This is a genomic window from Pseudomonas sp. LF-5, from assembly GCF_037626295.1.
GTDB lineage: Bacteria > Pseudomonadota > Gammaproteobacteria > Pseudomonadales > Pseudomonadaceae > Aquipseudomonas > Aquipseudomonas monsensis.
This window is the reverse complement of record NZ_JARKMT010000002.1, coordinates 56,580-79,541: the sequence shown is the minus strand read 5'-3', so window position 1 is coordinate 79,541 and position 22,962 is coordinate 56,580. Positions and strand designations below refer to the sequence as shown.

Annotated in this window: 21 protein-coding genes; 4 read left to right on the top strand and 17 right to left on the bottom strand. The window is 61.3% G+C overall.

Features of this window, described 5'->3' with window-relative positions; all coding sequences use genetic code 11:
• Positions 1-189: 189 nt before the first annotated feature.
• The gene (tsaB, locus tag PseuLF5_RS07440; RefSeq protein WP_128615720.1) at positions 190-864 is read right to left on the bottom strand and encodes a tRNA (adenosine(37)-N6)-threonylcarbamoyltransferase complex dimerization subunit type 1 TsaB; all 675 of its coding nucleotides are present in this window, start codon (positions 862-864) and stop codon (positions 190-192) included.
• A 93-nt stretch (positions 865-957) separates the two neighbouring features.
• Positions 958-1,608: an adenylate kinase gene (gene adk, locus PseuLF5_RS07435; protein WP_123465030.1), complete on the bottom strand. Its 651-nt coding sequence runs from the start codon at positions 1,606-1,608 to the stop codon at positions 958-960.
• Between adk and PseuLF5_RS07430 the strand changes: the two genes are divergently transcribed.
• Positions 1,598-1,801 carry a hypothetical protein gene (locus PseuLF5_RS07430; protein WP_128615721.1) on the top strand — a complete coding sequence of 68 codons (204 nt, stop codon included), beginning with the start codon at positions 1,598-1,600 and terminating at the stop codon, positions 1,799-1,801. The genes adk and PseuLF5_RS07430 overlap by 11 nt on opposite strands.
• Positions 1,802-1,907: 106 nt before the next feature.
• Here PseuLF5_RS07430 and ppc read toward each other — a convergent pair whose 3' ends face one another.
• Positions 1,908-4,538, bottom strand: a complete 2,631-nt coding sequence (gene ppc, locus PseuLF5_RS07425) for a phosphoenolpyruvate carboxylase (protein WP_340133300.1) — start codon at positions 4,536-4,538, stop codon at positions 1,908-1,910.
• A gap of 214 nt (positions 4,539-4,752) precedes the next feature.
• On the opposite strand from ppc, the gene PseuLF5_RS07420 reads away from it, so the two are divergent.
• The 3 genes from PseuLF5_RS07420 (at position 4,753) to PseuLF5_RS07410 (ending at position 6,713) form a co-directional block, all read left to right on the top strand.
• Positions 4,753-5,097 carry a pilin assembly protein gene (locus PseuLF5_RS07420; protein ID WP_123465026.1) on the top strand — a complete coding sequence of 115 codons (345 nt, stop codon included), beginning with the start codon at positions 4,753-4,755 and terminating at the stop codon, positions 5,095-5,097.
• A gap of 366 nt (positions 5,098-5,463) precedes the next feature.
• The gene (locus tag PseuLF5_RS07415) at positions 5,464-5,868 is read left to right on the top strand and encodes a DUF4398 domain-containing protein (RefSeq protein ID WP_025112229.1); all 405 of its coding nucleotides are present in this window, start codon (positions 5,464-5,466) and stop codon (positions 5,866-5,868) included.
• A 56-nt stretch (positions 5,869-5,924) separates the two neighbouring features.
• Positions 5,925-6,713, top strand: coding sequence for an OmpA family protein (locus PseuLF5_RS07410; protein WP_085712811.1), 789 nt, complete (start codon positions 5,925-5,927; stop codon positions 6,711-6,713).
• Positions 6,714-6,977: 264 nt separating this feature from the next.
• Here the strand turns inward: PseuLF5_RS07410 and PseuLF5_RS07405 are convergent, their stop codons facing one another.
• The 14 genes from PseuLF5_RS07405 to PseuLF5_RS07340 form a co-directional block, all read right to left on the bottom strand.
• A complete protein-coding gene (locus PseuLF5_RS07405) occupies positions 6,978-7,307 on the bottom strand; it encodes a hypothetical protein (protein WP_128615722.1) in 330 nt (109 codons plus the stop codon).
• Positions 7,304-8,209 (bottom strand): alpha/beta hydrolase, encoded by a 906-nt coding sequence (locus tag PseuLF5_RS07400; protein WP_340133299.1) that lies wholly within the window; start codon positions 8,207-8,209, stop codon positions 7,304-7,306. The genes PseuLF5_RS07405 and PseuLF5_RS07400 overlap by 4 nt, the downstream gene beginning before the upstream one ends.
• A gap of 101 nt (positions 8,210-8,310) precedes the next feature.
• On the bottom strand, positions 8,311-9,588 hold the full coding sequence (locus PseuLF5_RS07395) for a flavohemoglobin expression-modulating QEGLA motif protein (protein WP_123465022.1): 1,278 nt from the start codon (positions 9,586-9,588) through the stop codon (positions 8,311-8,313).
• 24 nt (positions 9,589-9,612) lie between these two features.
• Positions 9,613-10,167, bottom strand: a complete 555-nt coding sequence (locus PseuLF5_RS07390; protein WP_340133298.1) for a hypothetical protein — start codon at positions 10,165-10,167, stop codon at positions 9,613-9,615.
• 162 nt (positions 10,168-10,329) lie between these two features.
• Complete coding sequence (locus PseuLF5_RS07385; RefSeq protein ID WP_123465016.1) at positions 10,330-11,043, bottom strand: TetR/AcrR family transcriptional regulator; 714 nt, start codon at positions 11,041-11,043, stop codon at positions 10,330-10,332.
• A gap of 105 nt (positions 11,044-11,148) precedes the next feature.
• On the bottom strand, positions 11,149-12,651 hold the full coding sequence (lysS, locus tag PseuLF5_RS07380) for a lysine--tRNA ligase (RefSeq protein WP_003222049.1): 1,503 nt from the start codon (positions 12,649-12,651) through the stop codon (positions 11,149-11,151).
• A 114-nt stretch (positions 12,652-12,765) separates the two neighbouring features.
• A protein-coding gene (prfB, locus tag PseuLF5_RS07375; protein ID WP_099758102.1) for a peptide chain release factor 2 occupies positions 12,766-13,861 on the bottom strand; the annotation gives its coding sequence in 2 pieces (ribosomal slippage) (positions 12,766-13,788 and positions 13,790-13,861; 1,095 coding nt in all).
• A gap of 489 nt (positions 13,862-14,350) precedes the next feature.
• The gene (locus tag PseuLF5_RS07370; RefSeq protein WP_123465014.1) at positions 14,351-15,352 is read right to left on the bottom strand and encodes a response regulator; all 1,002 of its coding nucleotides are present in this window, start codon (positions 15,350-15,352) and stop codon (positions 14,351-14,353) included.
• Positions 15,353-15,400: 48 nt separating this feature from the next.
• Positions 15,401-16,411 carry a chemotaxis response regulator protein-glutamate methylesterase gene (locus PseuLF5_RS07365; protein WP_340133297.1) on the bottom strand — a complete coding sequence of 337 codons (1,011 nt, stop codon included), beginning with the start codon at positions 16,409-16,411 and terminating at the stop codon, positions 15,401-15,403.
• A complete protein-coding gene (locus PseuLF5_RS07360; RefSeq protein ID WP_340133296.1) occupies positions 16,408-18,684 on the bottom strand; it encodes a hybrid sensor histidine kinase/response regulator in 2,277 nt (758 codons plus the stop codon). The genes PseuLF5_RS07365 and PseuLF5_RS07360 overlap by 4 nt, the downstream gene beginning before the upstream one ends.
• A complete protein-coding gene (locus PseuLF5_RS07355; RefSeq protein WP_123465008.1) occupies positions 18,681-19,364 on the bottom strand; it encodes a chemotaxis protein CheW in 684 nt (227 codons plus the stop codon). Before PseuLF5_RS07355 ends, PseuLF5_RS07360 begins: the two co-directional genes overlap by 4 nt.
• Positions 19,361-20,632 carry a CheR family methyltransferase gene (locus tag PseuLF5_RS07350; RefSeq protein WP_340133295.1) on the bottom strand — a complete coding sequence of 424 codons (1,272 nt, stop codon included), beginning with the start codon at positions 20,630-20,632 and terminating at the stop codon, positions 19,361-19,363. Before PseuLF5_RS07350 ends, PseuLF5_RS07355 begins: the two co-directional genes overlap by 4 nt.
• Entirely contained in the window at positions 20,629-21,147 is a 519-nt protein-coding gene (locus PseuLF5_RS07345; RefSeq protein ID WP_222833577.1) for a chemotaxis protein CheW, read from the bottom strand. Before PseuLF5_RS07345 ends, PseuLF5_RS07350 begins: the two co-directional genes overlap by 4 nt.
• Positions 21,147-22,769: a methyl-accepting chemotaxis protein gene (locus PseuLF5_RS07340; RefSeq protein ID WP_186745076.1), complete on the bottom strand. Its 1,623-nt coding sequence runs from the start codon at positions 22,767-22,769 to the stop codon at positions 21,147-21,149. The genes PseuLF5_RS07345 and PseuLF5_RS07340 overlap by 1 nt, the downstream gene beginning before the upstream one ends.
• Positions 22,770-22,962: the final 193 nt, after the last annotated feature.

The window sequence follows — 22,962 nt, the reverse complement described above, 5'->3', positions numbered from 1 at the left end:
AGCGGCACCTGACCGACTTAGCAAATCGCCGAGTGATAACTAGAACACATAAAGCGCAAAAGGTTTAAAGCACGGGGTTGGAAACTGACGATTGGCAGGATTTGGAATAAGGCACTGAATTGCGGGTGAGTGTTTTTGTCGCGAGGGAACAAGCTCCCTCGCCACAATGGACCTCGCCGTTTTGATTGATCAGCGAGCCTTGGGGGTGGCAACTTTGTCGCGCAGGTAAACCGGTTGCGCGTCATCGGCCGGGATCGACTCACCGCGCTCCCAGGCGAAGCGCGCCAGGGTCAGCAAGTCTTCGGCATGGGGCAACATGCCCGCATCGGAACCGCTCGGTTTGACGGCAATACGCTCGCCGTAGCCCCAACCGGTACCGGCACCGAACCACTCGCCGCTGGCGTCTTGCGGCAGCGCTGCAACCTCGGGTGGCAACACCGCTTCGGCACCGACCAGACGCATCTCGCCGGCAGTCTCGCGGTAGCAGCCCCAATACACTTCATCCATCCGCGCATCAATGGCCGCTGCAACCTGGCTGACGCCGTGCTCGCGATGAGCCCGTTGCGCCAGCACCGCCAGGTTCGACACCGCAAGCACCGGACGGTCGAGGGCAAACGCCAGCCCCTGCACTACACCGATGGCGATCCGCACACCGGTGAATGCACCCGGGCCGCGACCGAACGCGATGGCGTCCACCGCTTGCAGCGTGGTGCCGGCGTCGGCCAGCAGTTGCTGGATCATCGGCAACAGCTTTTGCGCATGCAGGCGCGGGATCACCTCGTAATGGCTCGTGACCTTGCCGTCATGCAGCAAGGCAACGGAGCAAGCTTCAGTCGCGGTGTCCAGGGCCAGCAAGGTGCTCATTGATGTATCCAAAACAGGTGGGAAAAAGGTGCGTCAGTATAAACAACTACGGCCCGCAAGCGGGCCGTGGATGATGCAGCAGAATCAGCTTTTTCAGCTCAGCGCCTCAAGTACCTTGGCGGTGATGGCTTCAACCGAACCGACACCCGGGATGTGGCTGTACTTCGGCTTGCCGGCATTGGTAGCGGACAGCTTCTGGTAGAAGTCCACCAGCGGCTTGGTCTGCGAATGGTAGACCGACAGGCGATGACGCACGGTTTCTTCAGTGTCGTCCTTGCGCTGTACCAGTTCTTCACCGGTGATGTCGTCTTTGCCAGCGATTTTCGGCGGGTTGTAGACGATGTGGTAAACGCGGCCGCTGGCCTCGTGCACACGACGACCGGCGATACGCTGCACGATCTCTTCGTCTTCAACGGCGATTTCAACCACGGCGTCCAGTTCGACACCGGCAGTCACCAGCGCTTCGGCCTGCGGAATGGTGCGCGGGAAGCCGTCGAACAGAAAGCCGTTGGCGCAGTCAGCTTGAGCGATGCGATCCTTGACCAGCGCGATGATCAGGTCATCCGACACCAGGCCACCGGCATCCATGATGCTCTTGGCCTTGATGCCCAGCTCGGTGCCGGCCTTGACCGCAGCACGCAGCATGTCGCCAGTGGAGATTTGCGGAATGCCGAATTTTTCGGTGATGAACTTTGCCTGAGTACCTTTACCGGCCCCGGGAGCTCCCAGCAGAATGACGCGCATCGATGTGCTCCTCAATTTTTTATATAAAAGCTTTACAAAACAAAGGATTCGCTACTTGGCGGCGAATCCTGAAAATACGGGTCGTGGCCACACAAACGGCCAAAGGCTGATCAAGATACACAGCAGGCTGCGCCCACACAAGACGCCAAAAGTCGGAGAAACCGACGCCCGCCGCGACCTTGCGACACGGTGACCCAAGTCGCAACCCCATCATTAACTGTCGCCTGGCGGCACATTTCCCCTGTGCAGCAAACGACAGCCGAGGCATGCATCGGCTGCCGCATCCTACGGAAAAAACCTTAGCCGGTATTTCGCAAACCGGCGGCAATCCCCGCCACAGACACCAGCAACGCCTGTTCCACCGGGCTGCCCTGCTCGACATTCTGCTGCCGCGAACGCGCCAGGAGTTCGGCCTGCAATAGATGCAGCGGGTCGAGGTAGGTGTTGCGCAGACGGATGAATTCGAGCGTATCAGGGCTATGTGCCAGCAGTTGCGACTGACCAGTCAGGCCGAGCACTACCGCACACGCCTGCGACAATAGGTCGCGTAACTGCGCGCCCAACGGCAGCAAGTCCGGCTCGACCAGACGCTGGTCGTAAGACAGCGCGATGTCCGCGTCAGCCTTGGCCAGGACCATTTCCAGCATGTCGATGCGCGTGCGGAAGAACGGCCACTGCTCGCGCATCTGCCCGAGCAATTGACCTTCACCGCGCGCCAGCGCCTTGCTCAGCGCCGACTCCCAGCCGAGCCACGCGGGCAACATCAATCGCGTCTGCGTCCAGCCGAAGATCCACGGAATCGCCCGCAGACTTTCGATGCCACCGGCACGGCGCTTGGCCGGACGACTGCCCAGCGGCAGACGCCCCAACTCCTGCTCCGGCGTGGACTGGCGGAAATACTCGACGAACTGCGGATTTTCCCGCACCACCGCACGGTAGGCACTGACCCCGTCCGCCGCCAACTCGTCCATCAGATGCCGCCACTCGGGCGTCGGTGGCGGTGGTGGCAACAGCGTTGCTTCGAGCACGGCAGCCAGATACAGATTGAGGTTCTGCTCGGCGATGTCCGGCAGGCCAAATTTGAAACGAATCATTTCCCCCTGCTCGGTGGTGCGAAAGCGCCCCGCCACCGATCCTGGCGGCTGCGAGAGAATCGCCGCGTGGGCCGGACCACCGCCTCGGCCGACAGTGCCGCCGCGACCGTGGAACAGCAGCAGTTCGACTTGCTGTTCCCGACAGATTTCCACCAGACGTTCCTGCGCCCGGTATTGCGCCCAAGCGGCAGCGGTGGTGCCGGCATCCTTCGCCGAGTCGGAGTAGCCGATCATCACTTCCTGCGGGCCCTGCAGGCGCGCGCGATAACCCGGCAGCAGCAACAGACGCTCCATCACCGGGCCGGCGTTGTCGAGGTCTGCGAGGGTTTCGAACAACGGCACGACACGCATTGGTCGCAGCACACCGGCTTCTTTAAGCAGCAGTTGCACCGCCAGCACATCGGATGCAGCCCCGGCCATCGAGATCACGTAGGACCCCAGTGACGCCCCCGGTGCGGCGGCTATTTCCTTACAGGTATTGAGCACTTCCGCCGTATCGGCGGAGGGTTTGAAATGCGCCGGCAGCAATGGACGACGGTTGCTCAGTTCCCGTGTCAGGAAGCCGATGCGCTGCTCTTCGTCCCAGTCTTCGTAGCGCCCCAGGCCCAGATAATCGGTAATTTCGGTCATCGCCGAGCTATGGCGCGACGAGTCCTGACGCACATCGAGGCGCACCAGAAACAGGTCGAAGGTCACTGCGCGGCGCAGGCAATCGAGCAGCGGGCCATCGGCAATCACGCCCATGCCGCATTCGTGCAGCGAGTTGAAACACAACTCCAGCGGATCGAGCAGATCGCGGTTGTTGTGCAGTACGTCGGCGGGGGCCGGGGTCGGCGCGGTCAGCGAGGCCTGCGCCCAGTTGCGGGTGGCGCGCAGGCGTTCGCGCAATTGTTTGAGCACTGCGCGATAAGGTTCGGCGCTGTCGCCGGCCCGGGCTTTCAATGCATCACTGGCCTGCTGCATCGACAACTCGGCCGCCAGATGATCGACATCGCGCAGGTATAGATCGGCGGCCATCCAGCGCGCCAGCAATAACACTTCACGGGTCACGGCCGCAGTGACGTTGGGGTTGCCGTCACGGTCGCCGCCCATCCACGAGGCAAAGCGTATCGGCGCAGCCTCCAGCGGTAGACGCAGGCCCGTCGCTGCATGCAACGCCTTGTCGGCCTTGCGCATATGGTTGGGGATCGCCTGCCACAACGAATGCTCGATCACCGCGAACCCCCACTTGGCCTCGTCCACTGGCGTCGGCCGCGTACGGCGGATTTCTTCGGTGTGCCAGGCTTCGGCGATCAGCCGTTGCAAGGTCGTGTGGATCTGCTCGCGCTCGGCGCTGGTGAGGTCGCGATGATCCTGAGCGGCCAGTTGCGCGGCGATCGCGTCGTACTTCTGAATCAGCGTGCGCCGCGCCACTTCGGTCGGGTGCGCGGTCAGCACCAGTTCGATTTCCAGGCGCGCCAGTTGCCGGGCCAGGGATTCGGCGCTGTGCCCTTCGTTGCGCAGGCGCGCCAGCAGTTCCGGCAGCACACGGGATTCGAATGGCGCCGGCTGCGATTCCTCGCGACGATGGATCAATTGATACTGCTCGGCGATGTTCGCCAGATTGAGGAACTGGTTGAACGCCCGCGCCACCGGGAGCAACTCGTCTTCGCTCAATTGATTGAGGCTGGCGCTAAGCTCGGCGTCCATCGAGCCACGCCGGTCGGCCTTGGCGCCCTTGCGAATCTGCTCGATCTTGTCGAGAAACGCCTCGCCGTACTGGTCTCGAATGGTGTTGCCCAACAACTCGCCGAGCAGGTGAACATCTTCGCGCAAGCGTGCATCAATATCGGTCATCAGCAGTTCTCCAGCGGTAATCCGGGCGGCCTAGAAACGAGTGCATGACCTAGAGAGTGCCGCTCTGCGACGCTTCTTACAAGCAGGCCGACGAAGGGACTTTAAACCTTGTGACCGAAAGCTAGTCTCAACAGTAAGCCGTACAACGGCTTGCCACCGGCCACGCCGGACACTCACCCAGACCTGCCACGAGCAGGTGCGAAATGAGGTCATCATGAAAATCCGTGAGCTCGCCCAGCATTGGGAAGAAACCGCCAAAGGTCGCCTGACCGACACCGGCTACGCGATTCATCTGGACGTTGAGGCCGCTGCGCGTCTGGCAGCGATTACCGAGATGTACCCCAAACGTCATGTCGAAGAACTGCTTGGCGAGCTGATCGGCGCGGCGCTTGAAGAGTTTGAAGCGAGCCTGCCCTATGTGAAGGGTTCGACAGTGGTGGCGACCGATGAGGAAGGTGATCCGCTGTATGAGGATGTCGGGCCTACCCCGCGTTTTCTGGCCCTTTCGCGCCGTCATTTGCATGACCTCTCGGCGACTGCCGGCAAGCAGAAACACTGACACCAGATTGCGTTAAACCTGTGGGAGCTGGCTTGCCAGCGATGGCGTCCGTTCAGTCACCGACGTGTTGAATCTGACGACCCCATCGCTGGCAAGCCAGCTCCCACAGGACCGCATTTTCCCTCAAGAATCATGTTGTTTTCCCCCGCGCGTACCACTCTCCTCCGCCAAAGTTCCCGTCCCAGGGCCTTGTCCATTCGGTCAAAGTTTTTTTTGGCGATAGGCCATCTTTTCTGAACTTTTGAAAAATGCCTCCGGTCGGAACGAGTAACCACGCCTGGAACGAGCGTTTCAAAAACGCGCTTTCATACGACGCTTTAGGCTTCTCGACCAGGATGGATTTTCGGTTTTATCAGGAGTTAAACAATGGAGTTGAAGACCATGAAGACCCAAACCTCGTTCTCTCACCTGCGCGGTCTGAAACTGGCTGCTCTGGCCATCGGCACCAGCTTCGTGCTGGCCGGTTGCGCCGGTAACCCGCCGACCGAGCAGTACGCCGTGACCCAGTCGGCAGTCAACAGCGCCGTGAGCGCCGGTGGTACCGAATTCGCCGCCGTCGAGATGAAGCAGGCGCAGGACAAACTGAAACAAGCTGAAATCGCCATGCACGACAAGAAGTATGACGAAGCCCGCACCCTCTCCGAGCAGGCCGAATGGGACGCTCGCGTAGCGGAACGCAAGGCTCAGGCAGCGAAAGCCGAACAGGCACTGAAGGATTCCCAGAAAGGTGTTCAGGAACTGCGTCAGGAAAGTCAGCGCACCGTGCAGTAAGCGCGCATCCCGAATCGCAAAGCTGAAACTTTTAACGATAGAAAGGACGACAAATTATGCGTAAGCAACTGATGATCCCCGCTCTCCTGGCTGCAAGCGTTGCCCTGGCTGCCTGCTCCACCCCGCCTAACCCGAACCTGGAACAGGCGCGCACCAACTACGCCGGCCTGCAAGCCAACCCACAAGCCAGCAAAGTCGCAGCCCTGGAAACCAAAGACGCCAGCGATTACCTGGACAAGGCCGACAAGGCTTACCTGGACAAGGAAAACGCGGCCAAGGTTGACCAACTGGCCTACCTGACCAACCAGCGTGTGGAAGTGGCCAAGCAGACCATCGCCCTGCGCACCGCTGAAAACAACCTGAAGAACGCCGCAGCCCAGCGTGCCCAGGCGCGTCTGGATGCTCGCGATCAGCAGATCAAACAGCTGCAGGACAGCCTCAACGCCAAGCAGACCGATCGCGGCACCCTGGTGACCTTCGGTGACGTGCTGTTCGCCACCAACAAGGCTGACCTGAAATCCAGCGGTCTGGTGAACATCAATAAACTGGCGCAGTTCCTCCAGGAAAACCCTGATCGCAAAGTGATCGTCGAGGGTTACACCGACAGCACCGGTGCGGCTTCTTACAACCAGTCGCTGTCCGAGCGTCGTGCGACCTCGGTACAAGTCGCGCTGATCAAGATGGGCGTAGATCCTTCGCGCATCGTGGTTCAGGGTTATGGCAAGGAATACCCGGTTGCCGATAACGGCAGCGTTTCCGGTCGTGCGATGAACCGTCGTGTGGAAGTGACTATCTCCAACGACAACCAGCCAGTGATGCCACGTTCGGCGGTCAGCTCGAACTAAGCGTCACGCGGTAACGCAAAAGCCCCGCCTGAGTGATCAGGCGGGGCTTTTTCGTGGGAGCTGAAATTGCGGCCCCTCACCCCAGCCCTCTCCCGAGGGAGAGGGAGCCGAATGGGGAAGGGGTCAGTAGCGGCGTCGACCTGAAAGTACTTCGCCGAATCCATAATCAACGCAATCTTTCAGGTCGGCGTAACTCGCAAGAACAACTCGATCAGTCCCCTCTCCCTCTGGGAGAGGGTCAGGGTGAGGGCTGGTCCTGCAGAATCACTCCTCCAGCTTCTGCGGAGTCTCCTCCCCCATGCAACGCACGGCTTTTTTCTGTGCGTTGATCAACACACCGGTCAAACCTTTCTGCTCGGTATCGAACAATACCAGCACGCCATCAATGCACTGCGCGACTTGCGGCGCCGGGTCCAGCGAGACTTTGTAGTCTTCGCCGGGCACGGTCTTGAGCATGGTGAATTCGTTGAGCAGCAACGCATCCTCAGGCTTGGCGAAGTGCAGGTAGCCGTAGTACCACAGCGCCCCGACGGTGCCGAGGATGCTGCAGATACCGGTGATAATCAGCGGGATGGCGTTACGTTCTTCAGTCATTGCGGACTCTCATCTTCAGAATTCGGAGGTGGCGGGTAATTCGGGATTTCGCCGAGACGGCGCAGGCCATTGAAGTGTTCGGGATCTTCCAGATAGCGCAGCATCACCTGACGCCAGACCGGGTCGCCGAAGGTCTGCACGTGGCCGCCACGGGTCAGCTGCAGCACCCTCGGAGGCGGTGCCGCCTGATACAGACGGATACCATTGGCAAGCGGTACCAGCGGGTCGTCGATGCTGTGAAAGATCAGTTTTGGCACGCCATTGAGCTGCGGCATCGAATTGATTGCACTGTCGCCGTCCGGCACCAGCCACGACAGCGGCACCTGGAACGGCCAGGTCAGCCACGAGGTACTGAGGGCGTACTGGCCAACGCTGCGATAGCTGGCGGGTACACCGTCGAGGACGAAGGCCTTGAGTTGTTTCTGCCGCTCCGGGTGCTGCACCAGCCAATGCACGGCCATCGAACCACCGAGACTTTGCCCCAGCAGAATCAGCGGTTTGCCTTTGACCTCTGGCGCCTGGTCGAGCCAGGCGAATGCGGCGTCGATGTCCTGATAGATCGCCGGCAGGCTCGGCTCGCCCTCGGACAAACCGTAACCGCGATAGTCCACCAGCAACACTTGATAGCCGTTTTTCGGCAACCACCAACTGCCACCCAGGTGCATCGGCAAATTGCCGCCATTGCCGTGCAGGTGCAGGACTGTGCCTTTGACCTCGACACCGGGTTTGGCCGGCAGCCACCAGGCATTCAGCTTGAGGCCGTCGGCGGTGGTCAGGGTAACGGTGCGGTATTCGAGCTTGGCTTTTTCCGGGGTAAAGATCTGGCCGGGCTCGGGGTAGAACAACAGCGAACTGCAACCGCCGAGGGTCAGGAGCAGGCAAAAGATGCCGAGGATTCTCATCCGGTGAAACCTCGCAACAGAAGTTGGCAATACGATCCAGAGAAAAACAAATAACCCTGTGGGAGCTGGCAAGCCAGCTCCCACAGGATTTGCATGCTGGCTCAGAGGATATTGGAGTAATCCGCCTCGATCCGGTCCAGGCTCAAGTGATTGAGGAAGTTGGAGAAACACATCCACGCCGACAACGCGTTCAGATCGCGGAACTGCTCCGGCAGATACTTCGGCGGCACCACCAGTCCTTCATCCACCAGCTGACGCAGGGTACGCATGTCCTCCAGCGTGGTCTTGCCGCAGAACAACAGCGGAATCTGCTCGAGCTTGCCTTTACGCACGGCCAACTGAATGTAGTTGTAAACCATGATAAAGCCCTTGAGGTAGGACAAGTCTTTGGTAAATGGCAGACCAGTCGGTGTCGAGCCACGGAAAACGCGACTGGCGTTGCCGTAACTTTCTGCCATTTCAAAGCCCTGCTCGCGGAAGAACTCGAACACCTGCAGGAAGTCCGCGCCCTCCTCGACCATATGAATGGCGCGGGTGCGGTTGGTCAGTTTGCGCAGGCGACTCGGGTAGGAGGCGAACGTGATGATCTCCATCAAAATCGCCAGGCCTTCCTGGGTCACCGTCGACGACGGTGGGCCTTTGGACAGGAAAGTGCAGATCGGCTGGTTCAAGCCATTGAGCGTGGTGCCGACGTGCACCAGGCCTTCGTGGACTTCCAGTGCGCGTACATCGCGGTCGTTGAACAGCGCGTCGGTGCGGATCTTGATGTAGTCGGCGCCTGCCGCCGCGTCAGCCACGATGCCGTCGGACTCGAACACGCGGATGGTTTCCTCGGCCTCGCCGAACACCTTGTTCAAACGGGTTTGCAGCAGGTGCACGGCATCCTTGGCGGTGAGGATCTTCGGCTCGTCCTTCAGGTCGCCACGGCCATCAATGTTGTTCAGGTAGTCGGACATCATCAGGCCGAGGTCGGCCAGGGTCGGGTCGCCGGCGTGAAACGCATCGGAGGCGGCGCCGTAGAGTTCCTGGGAGATCAGGCCGAAATCCTCGGTGCCGCGCGCTTCGAGCATGCGCACGACCATGCGGTATTCCTTGCACATACGGCGCATGATCTGCCCGACCGGGTTGAACTGACCGAGCTGACGGGTGATGTCACGCTCGATGTTCTGGAACTCCAGCTTGACCTTGCTCGAATCGAAGGACAGCGGTCGATTGAGGTAGTAGTCGCGATCCACCGCCGGCATTTCCTTGCCCTTGGCCTTGAGAAAGCCCTTGCGGATGTTTTCGTCCCACTTCACCGCATCGAGGACGCGGATCGGTGTCTGCGCCAGCACAATGCGATCGGACAGCGTGCGTATCGTCTGCTGGTAATCGTCCACCCGAAACTCCTGTAGAAAACTGAATTATTTGGCGCGGGCCTGACGCTGATAGCGCGCGGCTTCGACGAACACATCGGAATTGGCCGGATCGTCGAGGTAAGCAAAGACCTTGTCCAGGTTGCTGTCGACCTGCACGCCGTCGCCATCGTCGGTCTGGAAGGCCTGACCGTCGAGGGCTTTCTGTTTGATCGCTTGATTGATCTGTTCGAGATCGAGGTTGTAGATCACCAGTTCGTGTTTATCGGTGAGCTCGAAACCGGCGATGGTGTAATGGCCGCCGTACTGCGCCGGGACTTTCGCCGACAGATACCAGCGGCTGCCGTGGCGCGAAACGATGAACGGATAGGCTTCGCGTTCGCGGGGCTTGGCCTTGAAGTACGTGACAGCCTGATAGCAGTCGTTGCCCAGGCGCGTCAGTTCAAGGTTCATCGGTTCGCCCCAGGCATTGGTGCTCGACCATTTGCCGAGCAGGCCCTTGGGCGCCGGGTCACTGGCGGTCAGCGGCTCCTTGAAGGTCACCAGACAGCCACTGAGCAGCAGGAACGACAAGGCGATCAGCACGCCACGCCAGGCTTTCATTCAATACTCCCTATGAACATTCGCCACCCTCGAATACACCACTGAACCTGTGAGAGCGAGCTTGCTCGCGAAAGCGGTGTTACTGCCAACATTAATGTTGAATGTCAGTCCGTCTTCGCGAGCAAGCTCGCTCCCACAGGGTCAGGTGTTTCCCCCAGAGGGTCAGACCGACGCGAGCACCAGGTGCATGTAGCGCGTCAGAATGCCGAGCATGTCCTGTTCGGCCAAAGGCTCGGCGTCGTTGAGCAGGCCCTGATATTCCATCCGTCCGATAATCGCCGTCAACACCTTGGCATCCTGCTGCGGTTCGCGCGAGCCCAGCACCTGGAACAACTGGCAGGTGCCCTGCAGCAAAATCTGCTGATGCGAACGCACCAGATCCGCCAGACGCGGGTTGAGCAGCGCCTCTTGGCGGAAGGCCTGCTCGGCCATCAGATGCTCGCGACGGTTGAGCAGTTGCCGGTGCACGTAGTCGGCCATCAGCCGCGCAATATTATCGGCCAGTTGCGAGCGTGACTCGGGACTGCCGTCACCGCTGACCACCATCTCGCGCAGCAGGCCTTCGTTGTTGATCCACAGCTTGGCCATGTACGCCGCACTGCGCTCGACATACTGGGCGAAGGTATCGGTGAGCAGGTCGTCGATATCCTTGAAGTAATAAGTGGTGGCCGACAGCGGCACACCAGCCTCGGCCGCCACCGCGCGATGGCGCACAGCCCGCACGCCGTCACGCACGACAATGCGCATCGCCGCGTCGAGAATGTCCTGGCGACGCTGCTCGCTGCCCTGTCGGCTGGCCTTGCGGCCCTGGTACTGAACACTTTCAGCGACCGCAGTGGCGATACCCGCTGCACCTTCTTGAGCAATTGCAACCATCACGACTGGACTTCCTCTGCTATTTCAAAAGTAACCAACTGATACATTTGTACCAGACAGGCAATAAAAAGCCGCCTGTTTTAGGCGGCTTTTCAACTGAAACGTTTACGCTTGCGGTCGCATGTGCGGGAACAGGATCACATCGCGGATCGACGGCGAGTTGGTCAGCAACATCACCAGACGGTCGATGCCGATGCCTTCACCGGCCGTTGGCGGCATGCCGTACTCCAGCGCACGCACGAAATCGGCGTCGTAGTGCATGGCTTCGTCGTCGCCGGCGTCCTTGTCGGCCACCTGCGCCATGAAGCGCTCGGCCTGATCTTCCGCGTCGTTCAACTCGGAGTAGGCGTTGGCGATTTCACGGCCGCCGATGAACAGTTCGAAACGGTCGGTGACGTTCGGGTTCTCGTCGTTACGACGGGCCAGCGGCGACACTTCGAACGGGTACTGAGTGATGAAGTGCGGCTGCTCCAGCTTGTGCTCGACCAGCTCTTCGAAAATCATCACCTGCAGCTTGCCCAGACCTTCGAAGCCCAGCACCTTGGCGCCGGCTTTCTTGGCGATGGCGCGCGCCTTGTCGATGTCGTTCAGATCATCGGCGGTCAGCTCAGGGTTGTACTTGAGGATCGAGTCGAACACCGACAGACGGGCGAACGGCTCGCCGAAGTGGAACACCTTGTCGCCGTACGGCACATCGGTGCTGCCCAGCACCAGCTGCGCCAGTTCACGGAACAGTTCTTCGGTCAGGTCCATGTTGTCTTCGTAGTCGGCGTAAGCCTGGTAGAACTCCAACATGGTGAATTCAGGGTTGTGACGCGTCGAAACGCCTTCGTTACGGAAGTTGCGGTTGATCTCGAACACTTTCTCGAAACCGCCAACCACCAGACGCTTGAGGTACAGCTCAGGCGCGATACGCAGGAACATTTCCATGTCCAGTGCGTTGTGGTGGGTTTCGAACGGCTTGGCCGCAGCGCCGCCCGGAATGGTCTGCAGCATCGGCGTTTCGACTTCGAGGAAGTCGCGCTTCATCAGGAAGCTGCGGATGTGCGCGATCACTTGCGAACGCACGCGGAACGTCTGGCGCACGTCTTCGTTGACGATCAGGTCAACGTAACGCTGACGGTAGCGCTGTTCGGTGTCGGTCAGGCCATGGTGCTTGTCCGGCAGCGGGCGCAGCGACTTGGTCAGCAGGCGCACGTTGGTCATTTCCACGTACAGGTCGCCCTTGCCGGAACGCGCCAGGGTGCCTTCGGCGGCAATGATGTCGCCCATGTCCCAGGTTTTCACGGCGGCCAGGGTGTCTTCGGACAGGGTCTTACGGTTGACGTAGACCTGGATGCGACCGGTCATGTCCTGGATCACCATGAACGAGCCACGGTTGAGCATGATGCGACCGGCAACCTTGACCGGAATTGCAGCCTCGGCCAGCTCTTCCTTGGTCTTGTCCGCGTACTTCTTCTGCAGATCTTCGCAGTAGTTTTCGCGGCGGAAGTCGTTCGGGAAGGCATTGCCCTTGGCGCGCTCGGCAGCCAGCTTTTCCTTGCGCAGGGCGATCAGGGAGTTTTCTTCCTGTTGCAGGGCTTGCGGGTCGAGTTGTTGGTCGCTCATGTCTTTAGATATTCCATCAGGTTCGTTGCCCCCGGGCCTGGCGGCCCGGAGATCGCCAGCTGGGCTGGCTCCTACAGGGATCGGGTTGAATCAGCCGATGCTGTATTGCGTCTTTTACAGCCCTGATTTCAGGCTGGCTTCCAGGTATTCGTCGATGTCGCCGTCGAGCACCTTGTCACAGTCGCTGCGTTCGATGTTGGTGCGCAGGTCCTTGATCCGCGACGCGTCAAGCACGTAGGAGCGGATCTGGTGACCCCAGCCGATGTCGGACTTGGTGTCTTCCAGGGCCTGGGATGCGGCGTTGCGCTTCTGCATTTCCTGCTCGTACAACTTGGCCCGCAGCATTTTCATGGCGGTGTCCTTGTTGGCGTGCTGGGAACGTTCGTTCTGGCAGCTGACCACGGTGTTGGTCGGTACGTGGGTGATACGTACCGCCGAGTCGGTGGTGTTTACGTGCTGACCACCGGCACCGGAGGAACGATAGGTGTCGATCCGCAGGTCTGCCGGGTTGATCTCGATTTCCACCTTGTCGTCGATCTCTGGCGAGACGAACACTGCGGAGAACGAGGTGTGGCGGCGGTTGCCGGAGTCGAACGGGCTCTTGCGCACCAGACGGTGGACGCCGATCTCGGTACGCAGCCAGCCAAAGGCGTATTCGCCTTTGATGTGCACGGTCGCACCTTTGATACCGGCGACTTCACCGGCCGACAGTTCCATGATGGTCGCGTCGAAACCGCGTTTGTCAGCCCAGCGCAGGTACATGCGCAGCAGGATGTTGGCCCAGTCCTGGGCTTCGGTGCCGCCGGAACCGGCCTGGATGTCCAGGTAGGCGTTGTTCGGGTCCATCTCGTGGCTGAACATGCGGCGGAATTCCAGCTTGGCCAGATTTTCCTCGAGACGGGCCAGTTCGGCGACGACATCGCCCACTGCACCTTCGTCGTTTTCTTCGACAGCCATGTCCAGCAGGTCGCGGCAATCGGCCAGACCGCCGTTCAGTTCATCGAGGGTGTCGACGATCTGCGCCAGCGCGGCGCGCTCGCGGCCCAGTTCCTGGGCGTATTCAGGTTTGTTCCAGACACTCGGATCTTCAAGCTCGCGATTGACCTCGGTCAGACGCTCATGCTTTTGATCGTAGTCAAAGATACCCCCGAATAGTTTCGGAGCGCTCGGACAGGTCCTTGATGGTGTTCAGGATCGGGTTGATTTCCATGACGGGCAGCACTCGTTGGCGAACTTTTGAAAGCCGGCGAGTATAACGTAATCACGCTGTCACGGCAGCCCGTCTGGCGGGTGTGGGGGGTGAATGGCTTGAGGTTTCTGTCTGAGTGGAGATTGCCAACCCTCACCCTAGCCCTCTCCCAGAGGGAGAGGGAACCGATTGGGGGATGTTCAGGAGTTACGCCGACTTGAAATGGCTTTGCCGAATCCGTAATCGCCAAGCTTGAAGATCCATAATCGACTCGGTCGATCAGGTCGATGAACAGCGCCAGACACCTCGGCCTACCCCCTCTCCCTCAGGGAGAGGGAACCGATTGGGGGATATTGGGGAGGTACGCCGACCTGAAATGGCGTTACCGAATCCGTAATCGCCACGCGTACAGATCCATAATCGCCGAGGTCTTCCTGGTTGATGCAGGGCCAAGGACACCTCGGTCGGCCCCCTCTCCCTCCGGGAGAGGGCTGGGGTGAGGGTCAGCCGTTACTCGATCCCGACCTGATTACGCCCACTGTTCTTCGCCAGATACAACCCACGATCTGCCGCCGAAATCAGCAACCGGCAATCGCTCCCCGCCTGCGGCACCATCGTCGCCAAACCAATACTGATCGTCAGGCTCGCCCCTTCCGCCGGAGTGTTGTGCGGAATCTTCAGTGCCGCCACGGTCTGGCGCAGTTTCTCCGCCACCAGCCGAGCGCCGCCCGGCGAGGTGTTCGGCAGCACCAGCGCGAACTCCTCACCGCCATAACGCGCCGGCAGGTCCGACGGCCGGGCGCTGGCGTCGCGGATCGCCGTGGCGACCTTGCGCAAGGCCTCGTCACCCTCGACATGGCCGAAGGTGTCGTTGTAGGACTTGAAGTAATCGACATCAATCATCAGCAACGACAGCTGACTCTGATCACGCAGCGAACGGCGCCATTCCAGCTCCAGGTACTCGTCGAAATGCCGGCGGTTGGACAGCCCGGTCAAGCCATCGGAGTTCATCAGCCGCTGCAGCACCAGGTTGGTGTCGAGCAACTGTTGCTGGCTGACACGCAACGCACGGTAGGCCGCATCCCGTTGCAACAGGGTCATGTAGGAGCGCGAGTGATATCGGATGCGCGCCACCAGTTCGATGGTGTCCGGCAGCTTCACCAGATAATCGTTGGCGCCGGCGGAAAACGCCGCGCTCTTGATCAGCGGGTCTTCCTTGGTCGACAGGACGATGATCGGAATGTCCTTGGTCGCCGGGTGATTGCGGTATTCGCGCACCAGGCTCAGGCCATCGAGGCCGGGCATCACCAGATCCTGCAGGATCACCGTCGGTTTGATCCGCACGGCCTGGGCAATGGCCTGATGCGGGTCGGAACAGAAGTGGAAGTCGATGTTCTCTTCGTTCGACAGCCCACGGCGCACGGCCTCGCCGATCATCGCCTGATCGTCCACCAACAACACCATGGCGGCGTTTTCGTCGGTTTTAATGTCGTCGATCTGTAAGTCACTCATGGGCGGTCACCTGTGTACTGCGGGAGCCAGGATTGCGGATAAATCTGTTCATGTGGGGAAAATCTCCAGCAATCGTGGCGCTATCTTTTCCAGTGGACGGATTTCCACAGCGGCATCAATAGCCGCAGCGGCCTTGGGCATGCCGTACACCGCACTGCTTTGCTGGTCCTGCGCAATGGTCAAATAACCCTGCTGGCGCATGAGCTTAAGCCCTTGCGCCCCGTCGCGTCCCATCCCGGTCAATAAAACCCCGACGGCGTCGCCGTTCCAGTAACTGGCGACGCTCTCGAAAAACACGTCGATCGACGGCCGATAAATCTCGTTGACCGGTTCGGCGGTGTAGGCCAGCGTACCGTTTTTCAATAAGCGAATATGGTGATTGGTGCCGGCCAGCAGGACCGCGCCGGCCTGCGGCGGCTCGCCTTCGCGGGCCAGGCGCACGTCGAGGCCGCTGGCGCTGGCCAGCCATTCGGCCATGCCGGCAGCGAACACCTGGTCCACGTGCTGGACCAGCACGATGGCCGCAGAGAAATCGCGCGGCAGGCCCTTGAGCAGCACCTCGAGCGCCGCCGGCCCGCCCGCCGACGAACCGATCGCCACCAGCCGCTGGCGCGAAGCCGAACTGCGCGGGGGCGCCGGCGCCGGACGCGAGCGCGGGGTTTTCTCGCCGATCAGCCAGCCGATATTGAGGATTTTGCGCAACAGCGGCGCGGCGGCTTCCTGGGCATTGCCGGCACCGAGGGCCGGGGTATCGACCACATCCAGCGCGCCGTAGCCCATGGCTTCGAAAACCCGGTGCACATTCTGCTGGCGGTCGACCGTGACAATCACGATGGCGCACGGGGTTTCCGCCATGATCCGCCGAGTGGCTTCGACGCCATCCATGATCGGCATGATCAGGTCCATCAGGATCAGGTCCGGAGTGTTTTGCGCGCACAGTTGCACCGCCTCGGCACCGTTTCTGGCGACCCAGACCACCTGATGTGCCGGCTCGAAGGCCAGCGCCCGGCGCAGCGCTTCCACCGCCATCGGCATGTCGTTGACGATTGCGATCTTCATGCCCGCGCGCCTCCGATCAGCTCGACCACTGCATCGAGCAGAGCGTCGTCATGAAAACTGGCTTTGGCTAAATAATAGTCCGCCCCGGCGTCCAGTCCACGGCGTCGGTCTTCTTCACGATCCTTGTACGACACCACCATCACCGGCAGCGATTGCAGGCGGTTGTCGCGGCGCAACAGGGTGACCAGTTCAATGCCGTCCATGCGTGGCATGTCGATATCGGTGATCAGCAAATCGAAGTCCTCCGAACGCAGCGCGTTCCAGCCGTCCATACCGTCCACCGCGACGGCCACGTCGTAGCCGCGATTGAGCAGCAGTTTGCGTTGCAGTTCGCGCACGGTCAGCGAGTCGTCCACCACCAGCACCCGCTTGCGCGCAGCTTCCGCCGCCTGATTGCCGTGGCGGGCAATGCGTTCCAGGCGTCCGGTGTTGAGCAGCTTGTCCACCGAGCGCAGCATGTCCTCGACATCGACGATCAACACCACCGAACCGTCGTCGAGCAAGGCCCCGGCGGAGATGTCCTGGACTTTTCCCAGACGCTCGTCGAGGGGCAACACCACCAGGGTGCGTTCGCCAATGAAGCGTTCGACCGCGACGCCGTAAATCGCATCGCGCTCTCGGATCACCACGACTTTAAGGGTTTCGCCGCTGTTCTGGCTGGCCGGGCGGTTAAGCAATTGACTGGCGGCGACCAGCCCGACGTGCCGACCTTCGTGCCAGAAATGCTGACGCCCTTCGACCTGCACAATGTCGTCCGGCGCCAGATCGCACATGCGTTCAATGTGCGCCAGTGGAAAGGCGTACGCTTCGTCGCCGACTTCCACCACCAGGCTGCGCACCACCGACAGCGTCAGCGGCACTTCCAGATGAAAGCGACTGCCCTCGCCCGCCGTTTGCTCCAGCACCACCGCTCCGCGTAACTGGCGGACCATGTGCTGCACCGCGTCGAGGCCGACGCCCCGCCCGGAGACTTCGGTGACCGTGTCGCGCAGGCTGAAACCGGGCAGGAACAGGAAGGTCAGCAACTCTTCTTCACTCAACTGCGCCGCAGTTTCTGCTGGCGACAACTGCCGTTCGACGATGCTGCGGCGAACCTTTTCCAGATCGACGCCATTGCCGTCATCGCTCAATTCCAGCACCAGCAGACCGGCCTGATGGGAAGCGCGCAGGCGGATCAGGCCTTCTTCGGGTTTACCCTTGAGCAGGCGCTGCTCCGGGGTTTCGATGCCGTGATCGACTGCGTTGCGCAGCAAATGGGTCAGCGGCGCTTCGAGTTTTTCCAACACATCGCGGTCGACCTGGGTTTTCTCGCCCTCGATTTCCAGCCGCACCTGTTTGCCGAGGCTGCGCCCCAGGTCGCGGACCATGCGCACCTGACCGGTGAGCACGTCGGCAAACGGCCGCATGCGGCAGGCCAGCGCGGTGTCGTAGAGCACCTGCGCACGCTGACTGGCTTGCCAGGCGAACTCGTCGAGTTCGGCGTTTTTCTCGCTCAGCAGTTGCTGGGATTCGGCGAGCAGGCGCCGCGCATCTTCCAGGGCTTCCAGCGCTTCAAGACTCAGCGCGTGTTCCTTTAAATGCACGTTGAGGTTTTCCAGCGCGCGCAGACCATTGTTCTGCATGCGCTTGAGGCGTTGCATGATCGCCAGATGCGGTTTGAGGCGCTGGGTTTCCACCAGGGATTTGCTCGACAGATCGAGCAGGCTGTTCAGGCGCTCGGCGGTGACCCGCAGTACCCGCTCGCCGCCTTCGGTGGTGCGCTTGTTCTTGCGCGGCGCGGGTTCAGCGGGCTCGAACGGAACCTCGGGAGCGGGCGCAGGCACCGGCGGCGCTTCACGTTGCAACTCGGCCATCGGCGCAGCGGCAAACGTTGCCGGTGCAGCCGAGGGGTCGGCGAGGCTCGCCATCAGCGCCACGTAGGTTTCGATATCGGTGGGTTGCGGAGCATTGGCCGGGGTGGCAATACGCATCAGCAGATCGGTGCCCTGCAACAGCGCGTCGATGTGCTCCGGGCGCAGCAGCAAGCGCCCTTCTTGCGCGCTGACCAGGCAATCTTCCATCACATGCGCGACGCTGACACCGCTGTCGATGCCGACAATCCGCGCCGCCCCTTTCAGCGAGTGCGCCGCACGCATGCACGATTCGAGTTGATCGGCCTGGGTCGGGTTGCGTTCCAGCGCCAGCAGCCCGGCACTGAGGACCTGGGTCTGGGCTTCGGCTTCGAGGCTGAACAGCTCCAGCAAGGAAGCGTCGCGCATTTGCTCGGGGGTCATGTGAGGCTCCGGGTCACGGCGGACAGCAGCTGTTCTTCATCCAGCCAACGCAGGCTGCGCCCGCGAAATTGCAGCACGCCGCGGGTGTATCTGGCATTGGCTTGCGCAGCGGATTGCGAAGCGGCGTCGAGGATCCGCTCATCAATGGCATGAATGCCGTCGACCTCGTCCACCGGCACCACCACGGGCCCGCCGTGGGCGGCGATGATCAGCATGCGCGGCATGATCCGCGCGCCATTGGCCGGTGCGGCGTTGCCATCCAGATCGAGCAGTTCGACCAGCGACAGACACGCCACCAGCGCGCCGCGCACGTTGGCCACACCCAGCAAGGCCCGCGAACGCTGATGCGGCAACGAGTGAATCGCCTGCAACGGCGCGACCTCCACCAGACTGCGAGTCGCCAGGCCCAACCATTCTTCGCCGATACGGAACATCAGCAACGAACGGGTTTTCAGTTCGGCCTCGACGGTGGTCGCCACTGGGTCGCGTTCGTCCTGCTGCAACGCATAACGGTCGAGCAGGCGCGTGGCGGCAGCGGAATACACCGAACAATTGCGGCAGTGAATGTGTTCGGCCAGCAGCGGGCAGGACTTGTCGCCGTGGATACCGATGCGGTTCCAGCAATCGTCGATGGCCCGGGCGTCTTCGTGGGTGACGTTCAAGGTGTCGGACGGGATCATCGTTTACGCTCACTGTCGGCGGTGCGGCCGCTGCGCGCGGCGCGCTCCTGCAATCGTCTGGCACCGGCGCTGTCGCCCTGGGCCTGGAGCAACGCGGCCAGGTGCATCAACGCTTCAGGGTGTTGCGGTTCGAGGTACAAGGCCTTGCGGTAATAACTCTGGGCTTCGAGTGCAGAGCCGGCAACATCGCTGAGCAGGCCGAGCCAATAGAACACCTGCGCCACCGGTTCGTGACTGCGCAGGAACTGCTCGCATGCCGCACGGGCTTCGGCACTCTTGCCTTCGTTGGCCAGCGCAGCGATGTTGGCGAGCAAGGTCGCCGCGTCCGGGTTGGCGCTTTTGCTGCTGACGGGCAACGGTGCAACGCTGGCAAACGGACGCGGGCGCACTGGCAGTGGTGCCGGACTGCGCAAAGGTTGACGCACGGGTAATGGCGTCGGGGTCGGCAATGACAGCGGTTCCGGTGCCGGATCATTGTGTCGACTGAAGGCAAACGACTGCGGAATGCCGATCGAGCGCATGCCCAGGCGCCCGAGCAGACTGCCTTCGGCCGGGCCGATGAACAGCACGCCATCGACGTGAGTCAGACGCTTGAGCACGGCGAAAACCTGCTGCTGGGTCGGCTGATCGAAATAGATCAGCAGGTTGCGGCAGAACACAAAGTCGAACGGTGGTTCGCTGGCCAGCAGTGTCGGATCCAGCACATTGCCCGCCTGCAGGCGCACCTGTTCGCGCACGGCATCGCTGACCCGATGGCCGTCCTGCTCGGCCGTGAAATGACGCTCGCGAAAGTCCAGATCCTGACCACGAAACGAGTTCTTGCCGTACAGCGCGCGCCGCGCCTTGTCCACCGACAGCGGGCTGACATCCATGCCGTCGACCTTGAACTGATGGGGTTTGAGGCCGGCATCGAGCAAGGCCATGGCGATCGAATAGGGCTCCTCGCCGGTCGAGCACGGCAGGCTGAGGATGCGCAGCGCGCGCATGTTGTTCAATTCGTCCAGACGCTTGCGCGCCAGCTTGCCGAGTGTGGCGAAGGATTCCGGATAGCGGAAAAACCAGGTTTCGGGGACGATCACCGCCTCGATCAATGCCTGCTGTTCGTCACGCGAACCTTGCAGCAGTTGCCAGTATTCATCGCTGTGCGCCGCTTGCGAGAGCGTGGTGCGCTGGCGCACCGCGCGCTCGATGATCGCCGGCCCGACCGAGGTGACATCCAGACCGATGCGTTCCTTGAGAAAATCGAAAAACCGCTGGTCGCTGCTCATGACTGCGCCTCAAGCGGCGCCGGAAACAGCAGGCTACGCACCGCGTCATCCAGCAAGTCGTTGACCCGCACCCACTGCACCAGCCCCTGGGCATCTTCGCGCACCGGGCCGAGGTACGGCGCCTGACGATTGTCCAGGCCATACGGCTGAAAATCTTCAGGGTTGCAGCGCAGCGTGTCGGTCGCCTGCTCAAGGATCAGCCCCAGCCAGCGCGGCGGTTGCAGTGCATCCGGGCGGTAATGCACCAGCACCAGCCGCGTACTGGTGCGCGCCTCGGCGGGATGGCCGAAGGTCAGTGCACTGAGGTCGATCGCCGGCACCACCGCACCCCGATAGGCAAACACCCCGGCAACCCAGTTCGGCGCCTGGGCAATCGGCTTCAACGGCAGGCGCGGCAGCACTTCCGCCACCTCGGTGGCGCGCAAGGCGTAGCGTTCGTTGCCGATCCGAAACAGCAGGAACAAAGCCTGTTTCGCCACCGGCGCAGCGCCGCGTTTGGCGGTGATTTCGCTCATCAGACTTTGAATCGCGAAACGCCGCTGCGCAGCCCGACGGCCACCTGGCTCAGTTCGTCGATGGCGAAACTGGCCTGACGCAGCGATTCAACGGTCTGGCTGCTGGCGTCGCCCAACTGCACCAGCGCGTGGTTGATCTGTTCGGCCCCGGTAGCCTGGGCCTGCATGCCCTCGTTGACCATCAATACGCGCGGTGCCAGTGCCTGCACTTGATGGATGATCTGCGACAGTTGTTCGCCGACCTGCTGCACTTCGGCCATGCCGCGGCGCACTTCCTCGGAGAACTTGTCCATGCCCATCACCCCGGCGGACACCGCCGACTGGATCTCGCGGACCATTTGCTCGATGTCGTAGGTGGCGACGGCGGTCTGATCCGCCAGACGCCGCACTTCGGTGGCGACCACGGCGAAACCGCGACCGTATTCGCCAGCCTTCTCCGCCTCGATCGCCGCGTTGAGCGACAACAGGTTGGTCTGGTCGGCAACTTTGACGATGGTCACCACCACCTGATTGATGTTGCCGGCCTTCTCATTGAGGATCGCCAGTTTGGCGTTGACCAGATCGGCCGCGCCCATCACCGAGTGCATGGTGTCTTCCATGCGCGCCAGACCTTGCTGGCCGGAACCGGCAAGCACCGAGGCCTGATCGGCAGCGGTGGACACTTCGGTCATGGTGCGCACCAGGTCCCGCGAGGTGGCGGCGATCTCACGGGAGGTCGCGCCGATTTCGGTGGTGGTGGCCGCGGTTTCGGTGGCGGTGGCCTGCTGTTGCTTGGAGGTGGCGGCAATCTCGGTCACCGAGGTGGTCACCTGCACCGATGAACGCTGGGCCTGAGACACCAGCGCGGTCAGCTCGGTCATCATGTCGTTGAAGCCGGTTTCCACTGCGCCGAATTCGTCCTTGCGCTCAAGGTTGAGGCGGCTGCTCAAGTCGCCGGTGCGCATGATGTCCAGGATCTGCACAATGCGGTTCATCGGGGCCATGATCGCGCGCATCAGCAGCAGGCCACAGGCACCGGCTGCCAGGACGGCTACCAGCAGCGAGACAAACATACTGACCTTGGCCGCGGCCACCGCTTCATCAATGTTGGCCATGGCCTGATCAGCGACTTTCTTGTTCTCACCAATGATGTCATTGAGTTTCATGCGGCCGGTGTACCACGCGGGGGTCAGCTTCTCGCTGAACAGCTTGACCGCCTCGACTTCCAGATTGCGTTTGTGCAAATCGAGCACCTGATCCTGGATCTGCATGTAAGCATCGTGATCTTTTTCGAATGCCGCGAACTCGATACGGTCCTCGTCGGTGGTGATGGTGCTGCGATAGCTGGCCATCTGCTCTTGCAGGCGATTCTCGAACGCCTTGTAGTCGGCCACGTCTTCGCTACTGATGCCCTGCCCTTCCTTAAGGCCCAGCAGTTCCTGAGTCTGCAGGTAACTGTCGACCCACGCACCGCGAATCATCGAGCTGTAATAGACGCCAGGAATCGCATCGTCACGTACGCTGCTTTCACTGGCCTCAATCTTCAGCAAGCGTGAATACGAGACGACGACCATCAGCAGCATGATGGCGATAATCACCGCAAAGCTCGCCAAAATGCGTTGGCGCAACGTCCAGTTCTTCACAGTGATTCCTCGTGCCTAAGTCGAAATGCGGGGAGTATAGCCGAGGGCGGTGTTTCATTTATAAGACGCTTTTCAACCCTCGGGCCCCACCGACAGGGTTTGGCGGGAGGCTCTGGAATGGGACTGTCCGCCAATCCGGGGTTGGCGTGCCAGTGGGGTAATGGCAAAAAGGGACGACGGATCGGCCATAGCG